Origin of the sequence: Methylomusa anaerophila (genome assembly GCF_003966895.1) — a bacterium.
Taxonomy (GTDB): Bacteria; Bacillota; Negativicutes; order Sporomusales; family Sporomusaceae; genus Methylomusa; species Methylomusa anaerophila.
In genome coordinates this window covers 1,520,819-1,535,034 of sequence record NZ_AP018449.1, presented here as the reverse complement: position 1 = coordinate 1,535,034, position 14,216 = coordinate 1,520,819, and the positions used below count along the sequence as shown (strand labels likewise).

11 protein-coding genes are annotated in these 14,216 nt (G+C 49.2%); 1 reads left to right on the top strand and 10 read right to left on the bottom strand.

Going from position 1 to position 14,216, the window contains the following annotated elements; all coding sequences use genetic code 11:
- Nucleotides 1-2: 2 nt before the first annotated feature.
- The 4 genes from MAMMFC1_RS06710 to MAMMFC1_RS06695 form a co-directional block, all read right to left on the bottom strand.
- Nucleotides 3-260 carry a spore coat protein CotJB gene (locus MAMMFC1_RS06710; protein ID WP_126307570.1) on the bottom strand — a complete coding sequence of 86 codons (258 nt, stop codon included), beginning with the start codon at nt 258-260 and terminating at the stop codon, nt 3-5.
- Between the two features lie 27 nt (nt 261-287).
- Entirely contained in the window at nt 288-644 is a 357-nt protein-coding gene (locus tag MAMMFC1_RS06705) for a spore coat associated protein CotJA (RefSeq protein ID WP_232035714.1), read from the bottom strand.
- Between the two features lie 159 nt (nt 645-803).
- Nucleotides 804-1,073 carry a PspC domain-containing protein gene (locus MAMMFC1_RS06700; protein ID WP_126307568.1) on the bottom strand — a complete coding sequence of 90 codons (270 nt, stop codon included), beginning with the start codon at nt 1,071-1,073 and terminating at the stop codon, nt 804-806.
- A 128-nt stretch (nt 1,074-1,201) separates the two neighbouring features.
- Entirely contained in the window at nt 1,202-2,389 is a 1,188-nt protein-coding gene (locus tag MAMMFC1_RS06695) for an FtsW/RodA/SpoVE family cell cycle protein (RefSeq protein WP_126307566.1), read from the bottom strand.
- 227 nt (nt 2,390-2,616) lie between these two features.
- Between MAMMFC1_RS06695 and MAMMFC1_RS06690 the strand changes: the two genes are divergently transcribed.
- Nucleotides 2,617-3,591, top strand: a complete 975-nt coding sequence (locus MAMMFC1_RS06690) for a YncE family protein (protein ID WP_126307564.1) — start codon at nt 2,617-2,619, stop codon at nt 3,589-3,591.
- Between the two features lie 105 nt (nt 3,592-3,696).
- Here MAMMFC1_RS06690 and MAMMFC1_RS06685 read toward each other — a convergent pair whose 3' ends face one another.
- The 6 genes from MAMMFC1_RS06685 to MAMMFC1_RS06660 form a co-directional block, all read right to left on the bottom strand.
- Entirely contained in the window at nt 3,697-5,019 is a 1,323-nt protein-coding gene (locus MAMMFC1_RS06685; protein ID WP_126307562.1) for a DUF2935 domain-containing protein, read from the bottom strand.
- A 229-nt stretch (nt 5,020-5,248) separates the two neighbouring features.
- Nucleotides 5,249-5,887, bottom strand: a complete 639-nt coding sequence (gene trmB / locus MAMMFC1_RS06680) for a tRNA (guanosine(46)-N7)-methyltransferase TrmB (protein ID WP_126307560.1) — start codon at nt 5,885-5,887, stop codon at nt 5,249-5,251.
- Between the two features lie 54 nt (nt 5,888-5,941).
- Nucleotides 5,942-7,864, bottom strand: a complete 1,923-nt coding sequence (locus tag MAMMFC1_RS06675; protein ID WP_126307558.1) for a sigma-54-dependent Fis family transcriptional regulator — start codon at nt 7,862-7,864, stop codon at nt 5,942-5,944.
- Between the two features lie 192 nt (nt 7,865-8,056).
- Nucleotides 8,057-9,853 carry a heme NO-binding domain-containing protein gene (locus MAMMFC1_RS06670; protein WP_126307556.1) on the bottom strand — a complete coding sequence of 599 codons (1,797 nt, stop codon included), beginning with the start codon at nt 9,851-9,853 and terminating at the stop codon, nt 8,057-8,059.
- 120 nt (nt 9,854-9,973) lie between these two features.
- Complete coding sequence (locus MAMMFC1_RS06665) at nt 9,974-13,054, bottom strand: efflux RND transporter permease subunit (RefSeq protein WP_126307554.1); 3,081 nt, start codon at nt 13,052-13,054, stop codon at nt 9,974-9,976.
- 24 nt (nt 13,055-13,078) lie between these two features.
- Nucleotides 13,079-14,179, bottom strand: a complete 1,101-nt coding sequence (locus MAMMFC1_RS06660; protein ID WP_126307552.1) for an efflux RND transporter periplasmic adaptor subunit — start codon at nt 14,177-14,179, stop codon at nt 13,079-13,081.
- Nucleotides 14,180-14,216: the final 37 nt, after the last annotated feature.

Below are 14,216 nucleotides of genomic sequence, written 5' to 3'. Positions count from 1 at the left end.
GCTTACAGTTCCCACGGCCATGGGCTTTCTATCCACTGCCATGGTTTTCGGCTGAAACCGCCGAATCCGAAATTTAAGAGCGGACCATATTCAGATTCATATTTTTCCTTATATTTTCGCAACTCTTTTACGGCGCAATTGTAATCATTTATCGCGTCCGCATCACAGGGGTGAGTATCTAAATACAAGTTAAGTTCTACGGCCACGAATTCCATTTCCTGAACTTTTAATAGCAATGCCCTTTGTCTGTCATCGTCCATTCATCCGCACCTCCCTCTATGCCTGTATTATTCCGGGATAGGATATACGCCCCAAAGTTCGGGGAAAAGAGTGCCTTTCATCAATGCTTCACAGGGACTAAAAGCCGTCTCATAACATTGCCATGGCACATACGCATGGGCAAGAATCCCCGTCTCCGTGCATTTGCACTCCGTGTGTTTCATTTTCTTTTTTGGTTCTCTATCTTCGCAGTCCATGTCTTCCATATATTGTCCGGCATCCTCATCCCTATCAATGCCTTCCACGTCCATATCTTCCATTTCTTCCATTTCATCAATATCGTCGGGTTCCATTATATCCATCTCTGTTTTGACTTTTTTCAGTTTAGATGATCCAGAATACCCACGACTTCTGGTTTTTTTCATAAAAAAGAATGCCTCCTTTTTATTACCTAATGTATTTTATGTGAATGATTGAGAAAATGTCACAAGTAAAAAGTCCGGCTACAGTGATAAAATCTGTAACCGGACTTTTTCTGGGCAAAATTAGCTGGCTGTTTAAAAACAAGCTGCGTGACTATCCGTTTATGATACCGGCATAATCAGAAACGCCAGTATGTATAAGGCAATGCCTATACCGCGATAAAAGACAGACAGGGCCCACACCAACCGTATTAATGACACATCAATGCCTGTATAATTGCTGATACCGGCACAAACACCCAATACCATACCGTGGACCTGGTCTAGGGACAAATGTTTATGAAGTCCTGCAACGTCTGCGGGTCCCTGGACAAACTGCCAAATAGTAAAACCACTCAAGAGATAAACTCCGGCGCGAATCAGCCATCCCATTGTAGCGCCCCCTAGCCGGATGGCGCCTGTCGCACCATCCTTTCAGAATAATGGCGGTATATTGCTTTACTACCATTATTGCCACAATGGGGACTTAACATACATCAATTTCCACATATTACCATATTCTATGCACTTGTTGGACCGGAGCTGTTGACTGGTCGCCGGCGACTTCGCTGCAGCCTTTCCCTGCGGCCGGAATCCGGGTCTGTTTTACCGCTGGCCTGACGCCCGATACTTATCAGCAGACCGAGGGCCACCATGTTAACTAAAAGAGATGTCCCGCCAAAACTGATAAACGGCAGCGGAACGCCGGTTACCGGCAGCAGCCCGACAACCATGGCAATATTCCCGGCTGCCTGACCCACTATCAAAGCAGTAATTCCTAATGCCAGCGTCAGACCGTATCCGTCAACTGCCCGGCAGGCGATTTTAACAGCATACCATCCGAACACGGCTAATACACCCAGAACAAGTAAAGCTCCCACAAATCCCATTTCCTGGCATAAAACGGCAAAGGCGAAATCGGTATGAGCCTCAGGCAGATAATGAAATTTGCTGGCGCCCATACCCAATCCCATGCCAAACGGCCCGCCCGAACCGATGGCCAGCAGGGACTGTACAGTCTGATAACCAGTTGTCTGCTGGTAGGACCAAGGATCAAACCAGGCCGCAATCCGTTCAGCCCGATAGGCGGCAGCCTGAATAAAAAACACCGCCATAGCTGCCCCGCCGGCAAACAGGATGGTTATCTCCCGGCGAGGAATGCCGGCCATAAGGAACAAAAACAGGCTAAGGCCTACAATGACCGCTGCCGTTCCCATATCCGGCTGTCTTAAAACCAGTCCGCCTATGACCAGAGCCGCGGCCACCGGCCAAGAAAAGAGTGTTACCGGCCGCTGACGGTCAATTTTGGGACCAAGATAGGCGGCGGAAAGCATAATGATAGCTAATTTAGCTATCTCGGAAGGCTGAAATTGGATTGTGCCAAGTTTCAGCCAGCGACGGGCCCCGTTTGCGTCAACACCGCCGTAATGTACGGCAACCAGCAGACAAATAACGGTCAAGGTTAAAAGAATAAGCCATTCGCCTCTAAAACGGCGATAATCCATTTTCGCCACAATAATCATAATAATAAACCCAACAGCCGAAGACGCTATGTGGCGTTTGATAAAAAAGTAACTGTCGTGAAATAATTGTCCGCCCAGAACAAAACTGGCACTAAATATATTAACTGTTCCAATGAGTAACAGCACCCCGGCAGTAAAAAAAACCGCCTCCGCCGGATTTGTCCATAACTTGGGTACCTTGTCCATGTTTTCCTCCTTACATCAACCATACATCAATCATCTTACAATTATCCTGCTCGTCTCTTTCATTATAAGACAATTATAAGAAAATATAAGAAAAACCGGCATACCTTTTCCAAAAGCCAGGCAAAAACTTTCCTTTTCATTAACCATTCATGGCCATAGTCAATATGATATATAAGAATGTATGGCATTCATTGATCAATGAATAAAAATTTTTTTGGGGTGATAGCATGGGGACTACAGCCTATAAGTTACTGGTGATTGATGGCGCCAGTCACACCCTGCTGGCCGTTGACGGTCCTAGCGGCAAGATATTGCATGAATTGAGTTTCCCCCCGGACTATACACCGACTGACATTGCCGTAAATATTGAATGTACCCGTGCCTACCTTCCTGCCGCCAGTACCAGTGGCAACAACGTCATATTTGCAGTAGACTTAAAAGATTATTCCCTATCCCGTCTGTCAATCTCAATTCCATACCCGGCCCAATTTACACTGAGCCCTGATAACGACTATACCGCCGCTTATCTCACTGATCCCGCCGGAACCCTATACCGTCTGGACCTAAAGACAATGACTCTGGCCGGGCTGGGAACGCCGGGGACAAAAGCCTCCTGCGTCGGTTTAGCCACGGATAATACCGCTTTATATAGTGCCTGGGAACATGAATCCGGCGGTACGGTGGCGGTTTTTAGCTTACAAGGCAGGCTTGTTTGGCAGCGCGATGTTGCCGGAATTCCTACAAATATTATTCTTGACAGCGGCCGCTGCCTCCTGGTCCCCTTTACCAATACGGCATTTACCGGTGAAGGAGTAGTGCTGTTCAATATTGCCAGGAAGAATCTCACGACTCCTACCGTGATTACTGTCCAGTGCCCCAGTTGTCCCAGTGGTTTAGCCGCTTATCCCTGTCATGCAGCCGTCCCGCCTGATGGTAAAACGGCGTATATCGCAAGTGAGGATAGTTCTTCTGTCATCGTCCTGGATCTTGCGTCGGCACGGATTATCGACCGCTTTGTGATCGGTCGCTCAATATCCCGGCTTTACCTGATTCCCGACAGCCATTTAGCTATTGCCAGCAGCAACTTGTTCGGCGATCTTTGTTGTATTGACCTGAATTGCGGGGAACTTCTTTCCGTCACGGCAACTAACCGTCAGCTCTTAAGCTATATTGCCGTATTACCTGCCGGCGAGCCTTCATAGCTTCAATAACCGTTGACCCCTTGTCCTCTTTTCCTCTTTGTATTCTACAGCTCAAATCAAACCCCTCCTGCGGATGCGGGAGGGGTTGTTTGTTTAGCATAAATTTTAGTCACGGACTTTCCCCAATTGCCGGGGCCAGTTACCTCCCCATTTGAATTTTGTTTGTTTCTTGCTTTTAACAGGTTCAAGGGGCGGGTTCAATATAATCGGGGTTGCCATAGCTATCGCCTTCTCTTCTTCCGTTTTCAGCGGCTTGATTGCCGCCGAATCCTCTTCCGGCCTGCCGCTCAACTCGGATGCGACTTCCGGCTCTGCTTCGGCCAAAAGCTCTTCCCCTTCACTTTCCCCCTTACCCTCCTCGTTACTCTCCACCGGCAAGTCGGCGCTTGCATCATACTTAACAGATACCTCAGGTTCCTTCTTGCCATAGCTGAATTTCGGTTTATGAGTGAAGGTTCCGCCAGGAGAAGTATCTTCTTCTTCCCTGTGTTTGCAGCCGGGCGTAAAGTCCATATCAAGATTGTCAATATCATCTTGGATATTGCCGACAGCGATTTCATCCACATCGATTTCCACCGTGGACCCGCACGGCTGAGCGAACTTGGCAATTATGTCTTCATCACATTTGGCCGACTTAACCACTCCTTTTTCCATCATGGCCAGAATCAGCAAGAAGTGGTCGGCTTCGCGGCGTATATGGTCAGGCAGCTTGGGCGGGAAAATACTTAACAGCCTCTTCTCAGCAACCATATCATTCAGCGCTCTTTTGAAATCTCTCAGACGCATGGTTGCCACCCGGCTATCCTGAAGGAATCTGTCAAAAGCAGGAACTTCCAGCGACTGCTCATTTAGCATGCTTAGCCAATCTCTCGATTGACAGGACAGGGCAGCAAAGTCCCCCATATAATTTTCCGCAACCTCAATGATGCCGCATTCCGACGGGTCAAGCAGCTGGCGGATAAGTTGAGTGTGGTCATCCATGACCCGCAGCCAGAAGTCAGCCTCCATTGCTTTGACGACTTCCATGGTACTGCCTCGCATTTTGGCAAGCAACGCCATAAAATACTCAGCTTCCCTAAGTACATGATTCAAAAACAGCGGATATAGCGAACCTCCCAGGCGATCGGTAATCGCCATACACAAAAGCAGCCGCTTATAACGTATGAATTCTTTCATGGTACGGCATACATCCGCTACTAAATCGGCAAACTTTTTATCCGACTGCATTTTTTCAGCCCGCTGGCGTAGGGACTTAAATTCCTGTTGGAAGGCTTTGGCTTCTTCAATTAAGTCCGGCTGATCACAGGGCAATCCATTGCGTATAAACATGGCGTGTTCTTCCATTATTCTAAGCCAAAACTTCAACTCTTCCATGTTAAGCGGCGGCACAGGATGGCCGCTGCTTTGGGCATGGTGGTGACGCGGCATAGCTCTCACTCCTATACACAAAATTATCCTCTACATTATATGCCGCGCCTTGCCCAATTGCTAAAGGCTGGTTCAAAACATCCATCTGCGTTGTTGCTCCTGCGGGCGTTCACTCCACGTACTTCTCTGTACTGTTCTGCTCACGTCCTCGTCGCGCCTAGCATCTGAACATTTTGAACCAGCCTTCTTTAATATTAAGGTTGCGTGTTTTTTGAACACGCTCTGATATTTACCCTAATGTAATTTCACAGCGATAAATCCGCATGCCCCGGGAACTGAATCTGGTTTCATATTCCGTCATTATATTGCCTTGATAGCCGCTATTATGAAGATCAAAGGTTATATTCGCAAGTTTTGCCCCAGAATCGGCAAATTGATTTAAGGAAAACTCAAATAGTTTCTCGTTGTCGGTCTTGAAATAGACTTGCCCGCCCGGCACAAGTACGGTGCGGTATTTTGCAAGGAAGCCGCTATGAGTGAGCCGGCGTCTGGCGTGGCGGTTTTTAGGCCAGGGATCACAGAAGTTGATATACAGCCGCTCGACCTCTCCCGGCGCAAACAGGTCGAGAATATCATTGATATTAAATACCAGCAGCCTTACATTGTTCAGTTGCTGCTCCCGCACTTTTTTAGCGGCGTATATTAATACATCCTGCTGGGCTTCCAGTCCAATAAAGTTAAGTTCGCCTTTATACCGTTCCGCCATTCCCGCTATGAACTGGCCTTTACCTGTTCCCACTTCCACATGAAGCGGCAGATTGTTTCCCAATAGTTCCCGCCATTGTCCTTTATAATCATCAGCCTTTAATACAATATCGCCATAGCCGGCCAGAGCCTCCGCCACCCACGGCTTTTTCCTGAGTCGCAACCGTTATCCCACCTTAGTTCTTACCTTAATTCTGTCGAGGCTGGTTAGCTTCCCTTACTCTTTGTCCAGGCCGTACTTCTTTAAATACCGATACAATGTCACCCGGCTGACATCCAGCATGTTGGCCAGCCGGCTGATATTGCCCCCCGCCGCATTCCAGGCTTCGATAAAGGCAGCTTTATCTTCTTTCCAGGCGCGGCTGAGGCCGGTTTCACCCGGTATGGTAATATCCTTGGCGCTGATGGTGTCGCCGGCAGTCCGGAAAAAAGCTTGTTCAATCACGCTTTGAAGCTGTTTGATATTGCCTGGCCATTCATAGGACATTATCAGTTCCGCCGCCTCAGCCGATAGTTTTTTCGGCGGCATACCGTGCATGCCGGCCAATTCCCCGATGATATGTTCAGCCAGCAAAGGTATATCATCTTTTCTGCTTCTTAAAGCAGGAATACGGATTACAACTTTTGACAAGACATCATATAAAGCCGGCAAAAAATTTCCTTTTTCCGTTAGCCGTTTCAGATCGCCGTCAGAAGCGGAAATCACGCGGATATCAAGGGGCCGGGGCACATTTTCGCCAACGCGGCACAATTGGCCGGCAATGAGCGTCTCAACCAAATTACTCATCAACTGAGCCGGCAGTTTTTCCACCTCATCCAAAAACAAGGTCCCCCCATTGGCCAGTTCCAGTTTTCCCGGCCGGCCCTCGCCGCGCACGGCGCTGGCGCCAAAAAGTTCGGTTTCCAACAGTTCAGGCGGCAAATCGCTGCACTTAACCGCAATCAGTGGTCCCGCCGCCCGGGAACTGCCCTGGTGAATACCGTGGGCCAACCGCTGCTTGCCGGTACCTGCTTCGCCTTGCAGCAGGGTATGATGGTCATGCCGGGCCGCCCGGCCAGCCTTTTCCTGCATGGCAACAAAGATGCCGGCCTTCCCCACCATGCTGGCGAGACTGTAGCGGGCAGTATAGCCGGCAGTATGGGCCACCAGTGTTCGCAAGTCCTCGATCGGCAGCGAAACCGCCACAATGCTGCCCACTTCCCCGTCATCATCATAAAGCGGTACCACCGTCGTAATATCTTCGTAGGTTTTGCGCCCGGTAATCCAGGTTGCCTCGCGGTTGTAGGAAGGAATACCAAGGAAACCTTTGTAAATTGGCGTATGCCGGTAATTAAAGAGAACTTCGTTGAGATTGGGGCCTTCCCCGGCAGGTGCAAGGGCTGTAGTTCCCGCCGGTATGATGCCGGCCAGGCGCTTAAGCCCCAGCTTGTTGGCGTAGGATACCTCCCCGCCGGGCAGAATGTGGTATACTGCCAGCGGCACGGCATCAAGAATAGTATGCTTGGCATTCAAACGGGCAACCAGGCTTAAGTGCTGTTCCATGGCAAACTTGATGCTAAGCACCAGGGCAATAATAGTATCATGGGGAAGGTTTTCCTGTTGGATGGATACAACTGTTACGACAAATTTGACCTGGTTATCTACAAAAATAGGAGCGGAGCAAGCCTCTTCATTTTGGCAGCTGGCAATCCACATTTCCGGTCCGAATAGAAAGAAAGGGGCTTTATGCCGGTACGACAGGCTGATACTGGAAGTACCGGTATCCGCTTCCGTCAGTCTGGCTCCTTCCAACTCTCCCGTCGTTTTCTGATAAAAAGGCATGGCGTAATTTTTCAGGGCGTAACACTCATAATCAAGGAGCAGCATACTTAAATTATAGGTAGTAAACAGCTCACGGATTTCGCCGTACAGTCCGTCCAGAAAACTGATGGCGGCCTGATACCGCTGCCGGCGGGCAGCCAGTTGCTCTTTAGTCAGCTTTGCTTTAATGGTTACTGCGTCCCGGCTGATTCCTCTGTCCCGGCTGCGCTGCCAGGATTCCGCCACCCAGGGATGTACGTTGGGGTCCATTTCCCCTGTTGTAATAAATTTATGATAATACTGTTCCAGTTTGGCCCTGTTGCGTCGTTCTCGAATCATACCTGACCTCCGTCATATTGCTCTATAAGGAATAATATCACAAAATTAACAATTTTTCATTCTTACTCATTTTTTCATTTCCTCATTTTCTCATTTTTAGTCACTTTCAGTGAATAACAGCAAAAGGCGGGGCTAGTATCCCCGCCTCAGGCTGAATAGTAATTGCATTAGCTGGCACGCCATAATTAGGTATTAGGTCCGGTACTGATTCAAGTCTTCACCAAAATGCTGAATAACCTTTTTAAACTCAACTATTTTTCCCATCATGTTCTGGAGTTTTTCGTTATATACCTGCACGGAGGCGCTAACTTCCTCACTGGCTGCCGAATTCTCCTCCGAAATTGCGGCTAAAGACTCAATTTTGCCGTATACGTGGTTGAGTCCGGTCATTTCCTGTTCTAACTTGTTGATCATATCCACAATGTTTTCCGCTACCTGGTGTATATTGGACACATGCCGATGGTTTCCGGTCACAACGTTATTAAGCTGACGGCTTTCCGCGGCCAGAATATCATACTCATCCTCAATCATGGAAACTACGCCGCTAATGATATCCATAAGAATCTTTAAATCGCTGGAAATGCTCTCGGAATGATGGTGAGACTGCTCGGCCAGCTTACGGACCTCTTCGGCCACTACGGCAAAGCCCCGGCCTTGCTCGCCGGCCCGGGCCGCCTCGATCGCCGCGTTTAAAGCCAAAAGGTTGGTTTGACCGGCAATTGCAGCTACCATGCCGGTAATCTCATTAATCTTGGTAGCCTGCGACTGCAGATTTTCTGCTGAACGTTTGACCGCGGCAAATTTGCCGAGACTCTCTTCCAGTTTGGAACTGGAAGCTTGTACTTCGTTAAACCCTTTATTAATCTCGGCCACAGCCGCCTCAAGGTGCTGCTTGTTCCGGCTCTGCTCGGTAACAACCGTACGCAGTGTCTCCAGGTTGCCGTTTAATATTCCCACAGCGTTTTCCGTTTCCATGGCCTGATTGGTAGCCGCGGTTGCCACATCATAGACAACTCCCGAGATCTCGCCGGATGTATCCTTCATGCGTTCCGCCAAGGAGTTAAAATCGTCACCGTAGTTATTCATTTCGTCGGTAATACCTTTAAAACCGGTAAACTCGCTCTTAATTCGTTTCTTATACAAGGCTAAACGGTTCATGATTTCTTCAAACTCATCGCCGGATACCAGCGTCGTCTCCGGATAGTATTTATGATTGAAAATACTATCCAGTTCGGCGCGAATGACGGTGAGCGGCCGCAGCAAAACCGCCGCAGCAGCCCCGGCAACAGCTCCGTTGACAATTGCTAACCACAGTGGCGCCGGAATACCGGCGACGGATAAGATGCCGTTTACAATCAGGGTGGCGATTGCCGCCAGAATACCGACTTTGGCCGGCACATTCTTTATAACGCCAAAGGATAAGAATCTGTTGACGGGAAAGGTAACAGAACTGGTAATCGGTTTGGGAAAAGTAAGCTTCATCTTCATGTGCCCGGCCGAAGACTCAATGATTTCTGTTTTGATGTCTTCCTTAAAGTATTCGGCGGCGCCGGCGATAAGACCTTTGGCATAACTGAGCATACCCCGCTGGGAACGGTAGCTTAGAACGGCCTGGTATTGGGAAATGGGATTGATTAAGATTTCCGGCGGGTTGGCGCCGGGAAGGCGTTTGACCATAACCACATGAACGTCATACATGGACCTAAGAAAAGAATACAGGTTTTCCTGCTGAAAGAAGGCGGGATAGGCGCGGGAAAAGGTTTTGATATTGTCTTTGCCTATGGCGACCCATATTTCTTCCGCTGATTTCCCCGTGGTGCGGCCGATAAAGGCAGCAAACTCCTTTGGTTTGTTGTCTTCAATTTCTTCTGTCGGCAAAAAAATCCTGTCTGCTTCCCAACCTACATGATTCATGGCCTCAGCTGTTACTGATTCGCCCCAGATTTTGCGGGCCGTACTTACCCAGGTTCCGACTACTGTTCCTTTCATGCCGTATCACACCTCACGCATAGAATAACTGCTTGCTGGACTCGCTATTACAACATAATTCATCATTCTTCGTCAAATTTATATATATATTCGCGCCAAGTCCCAATTTTCCTCTTTTTGCTAGGCTGTTGTCGTCTTTTTTAACTTAAAGTTAAACCTTTGCCAGACCCCTTTTAAATCATCCATTAGCGAATATACTACCGGAACAATAACCAAGGTGAGAATTGTCGAAGTAACCAGGCCGCCGATAATGGCATGCGCCATGGGAGCGCGTATCTCCGCGCCGGGTCCGAATCCTGTTGCCAGCGGCAGCATGCCGAATATCATGGCGGCAGTTGTCATCATGATTGGCCGCATACGGATGACGGCCGCCTCTACCAGTGCCGTATCCCGTTCAACGCCCTGCGCCCGCCGCTGTTTGGCAAAGTCAATCAGCAAAATGGCGTTTTTGGTTACCAGTCCCATAAGCATGACGATACCGATCATGGACATAATACTGAGATCGCTGCGCATCACCAACAGGCCTAAAATTGCGCCAATGATGGCCAGAGGCAAGGACAGCATAATGGCGAAAGGATCGATATAGCTTTCGAATTGAGCCGCCAGCACGAAGAAAATAAACGCAACTGATAAGAACAGGGCCATAACCATACTGGTAAAGGTTTCCCCCATCCGTTCCGACTCACCGACAGCCCCCAGCTTATACCCTGGCGGTATATTGATTTTTTTGATTTCATTAAAGAAGGAGTTATTAAATTCTCCCAGGGATGTACCTTCCAGGTTGGCCGTCAACCGGATCTCCTTTTGCCGGTCATACCGGTTGATCTGGCTGGGAGTGGTGCCGAATACCGGTTCCGTAACCTGAGATAAAGGCACCAGCACCGATTTGCCCTGACTGTCCTTGTACTGGCTGTTTAAATAGATTCCGGACAGATCATCCATGCCCCTTCTGTCGCCTTCCTGCAGGCGGATCTTTACGTCATACTGGTCATCGCCGTCTTTAAACCGGCTGACGGTCAGTCCGTTAAACATGGTGCTCAGCGTGTCGGCGATATTACCGGTGGATACTCCTAAATCGGCTGCCCGTTCCCGGTCGACCGTGACTTGAATATCCGGTTTGCCTGGTTTAAACGTGGATACCACATCTACTGCGCCCGGGGTGTTTTCCATTATCCGCTGGGCCTGTTCGGCCATTTCATTGAGAACATTAATGTCATCCCCGCCTGCAACAATCTGTACGGGTTTTTCTTCCCCAACGCCTGATCGCTGCAAAATACTGACTTTCACATTGGGTATGGCGTTCAATTTTTCTCTCAGGTCGGCTGTGATTGCAGTCATACTGCGCTGGCGGTCATTCTTATCTTTAATCTTAACAAACAAACTTATGGTTTCGACGCTAGCGGTGCCGTAAGTCAGCACAACCTCCGGCGTCTCTTTGATAATTTCCGCCATGCGGTCGGCTAAGGCTGCGGCCCCTGCTACGCTGGTGCCAGGCTCCACATCAACAGCTACCGTAAACTCGCCATTATCTGTACGGCTGATGAAAGTGGAACCAAGCAGCGGCGTTAGCGCCAAACTCCCTACAAACATAATCAGCGCCAGTGCCAACAGTTTTAAACGATGCCTGAGGGCAATCTTTAAAAGCCCGCCGTAAGATTCGGTCAGCCGGTCAAAGCGCTGGTTCCACCAAGCAAGCATTCTGCCCAGTAGATTCTGTTTCTGTCGGTGCGCCACATCCAGGTAGTTGGCTGACAGCATGGGAGTAAGGGTAAAAGCTATAAACAAGGAAACCAGCACGGAGAAGGCAACAGTAATTCCGAATTGTTTAAAGAACTGACCGACGATTCCCGTCATCATCCCAACAGGTACAAACACCGCCACCAAGGTAAAAGTAGTGGCGGTTACGGCCAAACCAATCTCCGCGGTACCTTCGGCGGCAGCCTGAAATTTGTTTTTGCCCATCTCCATATGCCGGACAATATTCTCAACAACAACGATGGCGTCATCAATCAAAAGGCCAATGGCCAGGGACAAAGCCATAAGCGACATGGTATTGAGACTGTAACCCAATAGCTTCATAGTAAAAAAGGTGGAGATAATGGATGCCGGTATGGCAATCGCCGCAATCATTGTACTGCGCCAGTCGGCCAAAAAGACAAAAACAATGGCAATAGCCAACAAGCTGCAAATGATCAAGTTAGAAACAAGGTCGCCGATGGATTCCCTGATATACTTGGAGTTATCCCTCACCACAGTAAGTTCGACTCCGGGCGGCATCTCCTGCCGAAGCTGCGCTACCACCTGCTTAACATTCTCAGCCACCTGAACGGTATTTGAACCGGATTGTTTTATAATATCCAGGCCTATAGCCGGTTTTCCGTTAAACTTGGCAACCGACTCCGCTTCTTCGGTAACGTCGCCTACGTTCGCGACATTATCCACGTAAATTTGCACCCCGTCACGCCGGGCCAGCGGCGCCTTCAAAAACTCCTGCGCGGACGGCATGTTTCCCATGGTGCGCATGGTTACTTCCCGCTCGCCCTTAGTCAGCTTGCCGCCGGGTACTTCCAGGTTTTCCTGTTTCAGACTATTGGCGATTTCCGAAATACTCAGCCCGTAAGCAGCAATTTTGTCTTTATCCAAATCAATATGTATTTCCCGCTTCAGTCCCCCCTGGATATCGATAGAACCTACGCCGCTGATAGTTTCCAAGCGTCTTTTGATCACGTCTTCATTTAGTTTGGTAAGCTCCCGAATACTTTGGTTGCCGGTAATGGCTACGGACACAACCGGCTCCTCAGTCGGGTCGAACCGCATGATGATGGGTTCTTCGGCATCTTGCGGCAAATCCCCGCGGATCCGGCCGATTTTATCCCGCACATCCTGCGTCGCCGTGGCCGGGTTGGTTTCCAGCGAGAATTCAACGGTAGTAGTAGATACTCCTTCCCGGGCGACAGAGGTAATGTGTTTAACTCCGGAACAGGAACCTACCGCTTCTTCCACTCTTTGGGTAATTTTGCTGTCCACTTGTTCCGGGCCGGCGCCTGTATAGACTACCTGAACAGTGACGAATGGGAATTCTACATTAGGCCACTCGTCTATATTAAGGGACAGATAACTAACGAAGCCCAGGGTAATAAGGGCCAGAATGGTTACCGTGGCGAAAACCGGTCGTTTAAGACTTATATCGGCAAGTATCATAACAGTTTTTTCCTCCCCACCCTATTAGCGGGTGACCTGAACGGTATCGCCGTCTTTTAGTTTGTTAACATTGCTGGTAATTACCATTGTCTTCGCCTGAATACCCGACTTGATTTCTATCAAGTCGCCGATCACTGTGCCGATCTCCACTTGATGCCGCACAGCTTTATCGTCTTCCAGGGTATAGACATAATACAAGCCTTGTTTTTGGTAAATTGCCGCCTGCGGCACCGCCAATACACGCATTTCCTGACCTGTTACTATGTTCGCTTTGATAAACATTCCCGGTTTCAATAAACCGTCAGTATTGTCAAGCCTGATTTTCGTGCGATACATACGGTTGGCCACTGCCGCCGCCGGGTTCATTATCTCCACTTTGCCGGTAAAGGCTTGTCCCGGATAGGTATCTACAGTGACTTCCGCCTCCACCCCGGGCTTAACCGCAGCCAGATCCTTCTGCTCAATATTCACAACCGCATACACTTGACTAATATTCTCAACCGTCATGAGCGTCATGCCGGCGGAGACTACCTGCCCGATAACAGCCGCCTTATTGGCCACAACCCCGTTAACAGGCGCTGCGACTACCGCATTGGCATGCTGTTCTTCGGCGGTGCTCAATGCTGCCTTAGCGCTGGAGAGATCAGCCGCGGCCACCTTTAAATCGGTCTCAGCCCCGTCGAGGGTCTGTTGCGATACTGCGTTTTGCGCATACAGGGACTGATATCGCCGGTAATCATTCGCCACGTTTTCATAATTGGCCTGGGCTCTACGCAGAGCATCGTTGCTGGTTCTTACCGCATTAGCCAATTCAATGCTTTCAAGCCTAAGAAGCGGTTGACCGGCGGTGACCGCTTGACCGTCTTCCACTAATACCTGCTCGATACGGCCGGCAATTTTGGCGCTAATGACCGCCGACGTATCGCCTTCAATAGAGCCGGTCAGGTTGAGTTTCGGCATTTTTCCCACAAATTGGGCCTCATTCACCGTAACACTCATTACTTCCGGACTCGCAACCTGTTTTTGCGCCCGGCTCAAGGATAAGATACCGGTCTCAAAAGCAACGGTTAAGGCAATGACCAGTGTTATAGGAACGATCCAATACTTTAAGCGAAATCCTTTCATGTTTTTTCCTCCCTCGTAATCTAGTGCAATCTAATGC

Bases quoted from the DNA above. Each gene is read 5' to 3' on its own strand.
- MAMMFC1_RS06675 (WP_126307558.1), bottom strand. From the start codon at position 7,864: ATGATTCGAGAACGACGCAACAGGGCCAAACTGGAACAGTATTATCAT.
- MAMMFC1_RS06690 (WP_126307564.1), top strand. From the start codon at position 2,617: ATGGGGACTACAGCCTATAAGTTACTGGTGATTGATGGCGCCAGTCAC.
- MAMMFC1_RS06695 (WP_126307566.1), bottom strand. From the start codon at position 2,389: ATGGACAAGGTACCCAAGTTATGGACAAATCCGGCGGAGGCGGTTTTT.
- MAMMFC1_RS06670 (WP_126307556.1), bottom strand. From the start codon at position 9,853: ATGAAAGGAACAGTAGTCGGAACCTGGGTAAGTACGGCCCGCAAAATC.
- MAMMFC1_RS06700 (WP_126307568.1), bottom strand. From the start codon at position 1,073: ATGGGATGGCTGATTCGCGCCGGAGTTTATCTCTTGAGTGGTTTTACT.
- MAMMFC1_RS06685 (WP_126307562.1), bottom strand. From the start codon at position 5,019: ATGCCGCGTCACCACCATGCCCAAAGCAGCGGCCATCCTGTGCCGCCG.
- MAMMFC1_RS06665 (WP_126307554.1), bottom strand. From the start codon at position 13,054: ATGATACTTGCCGATATAAGTCTTAAACGACCGGTTTTCGCCACGGTA.
- MAMMFC1_RS06660 (WP_126307552.1), bottom strand. From the start codon at position 14,179: ATGAAAGGATTTCGCTTAAAGTATTGGATCGTTCCTATAACACTGGTC.
- MAMMFC1_RS06710 (WP_126307570.1), bottom strand. From the start codon at position 260: ATGGACGATGACAGACAAAGGGCATTGCTATTAAAAGTTCAGGAAATG.
- MAMMFC1_RS06705 (WP_232035714.1), bottom strand. From the start codon at position 644: ATGAAAAAAACCAGAAGTCGTGGGTATTCTGGATCATCTAAACTGAAA.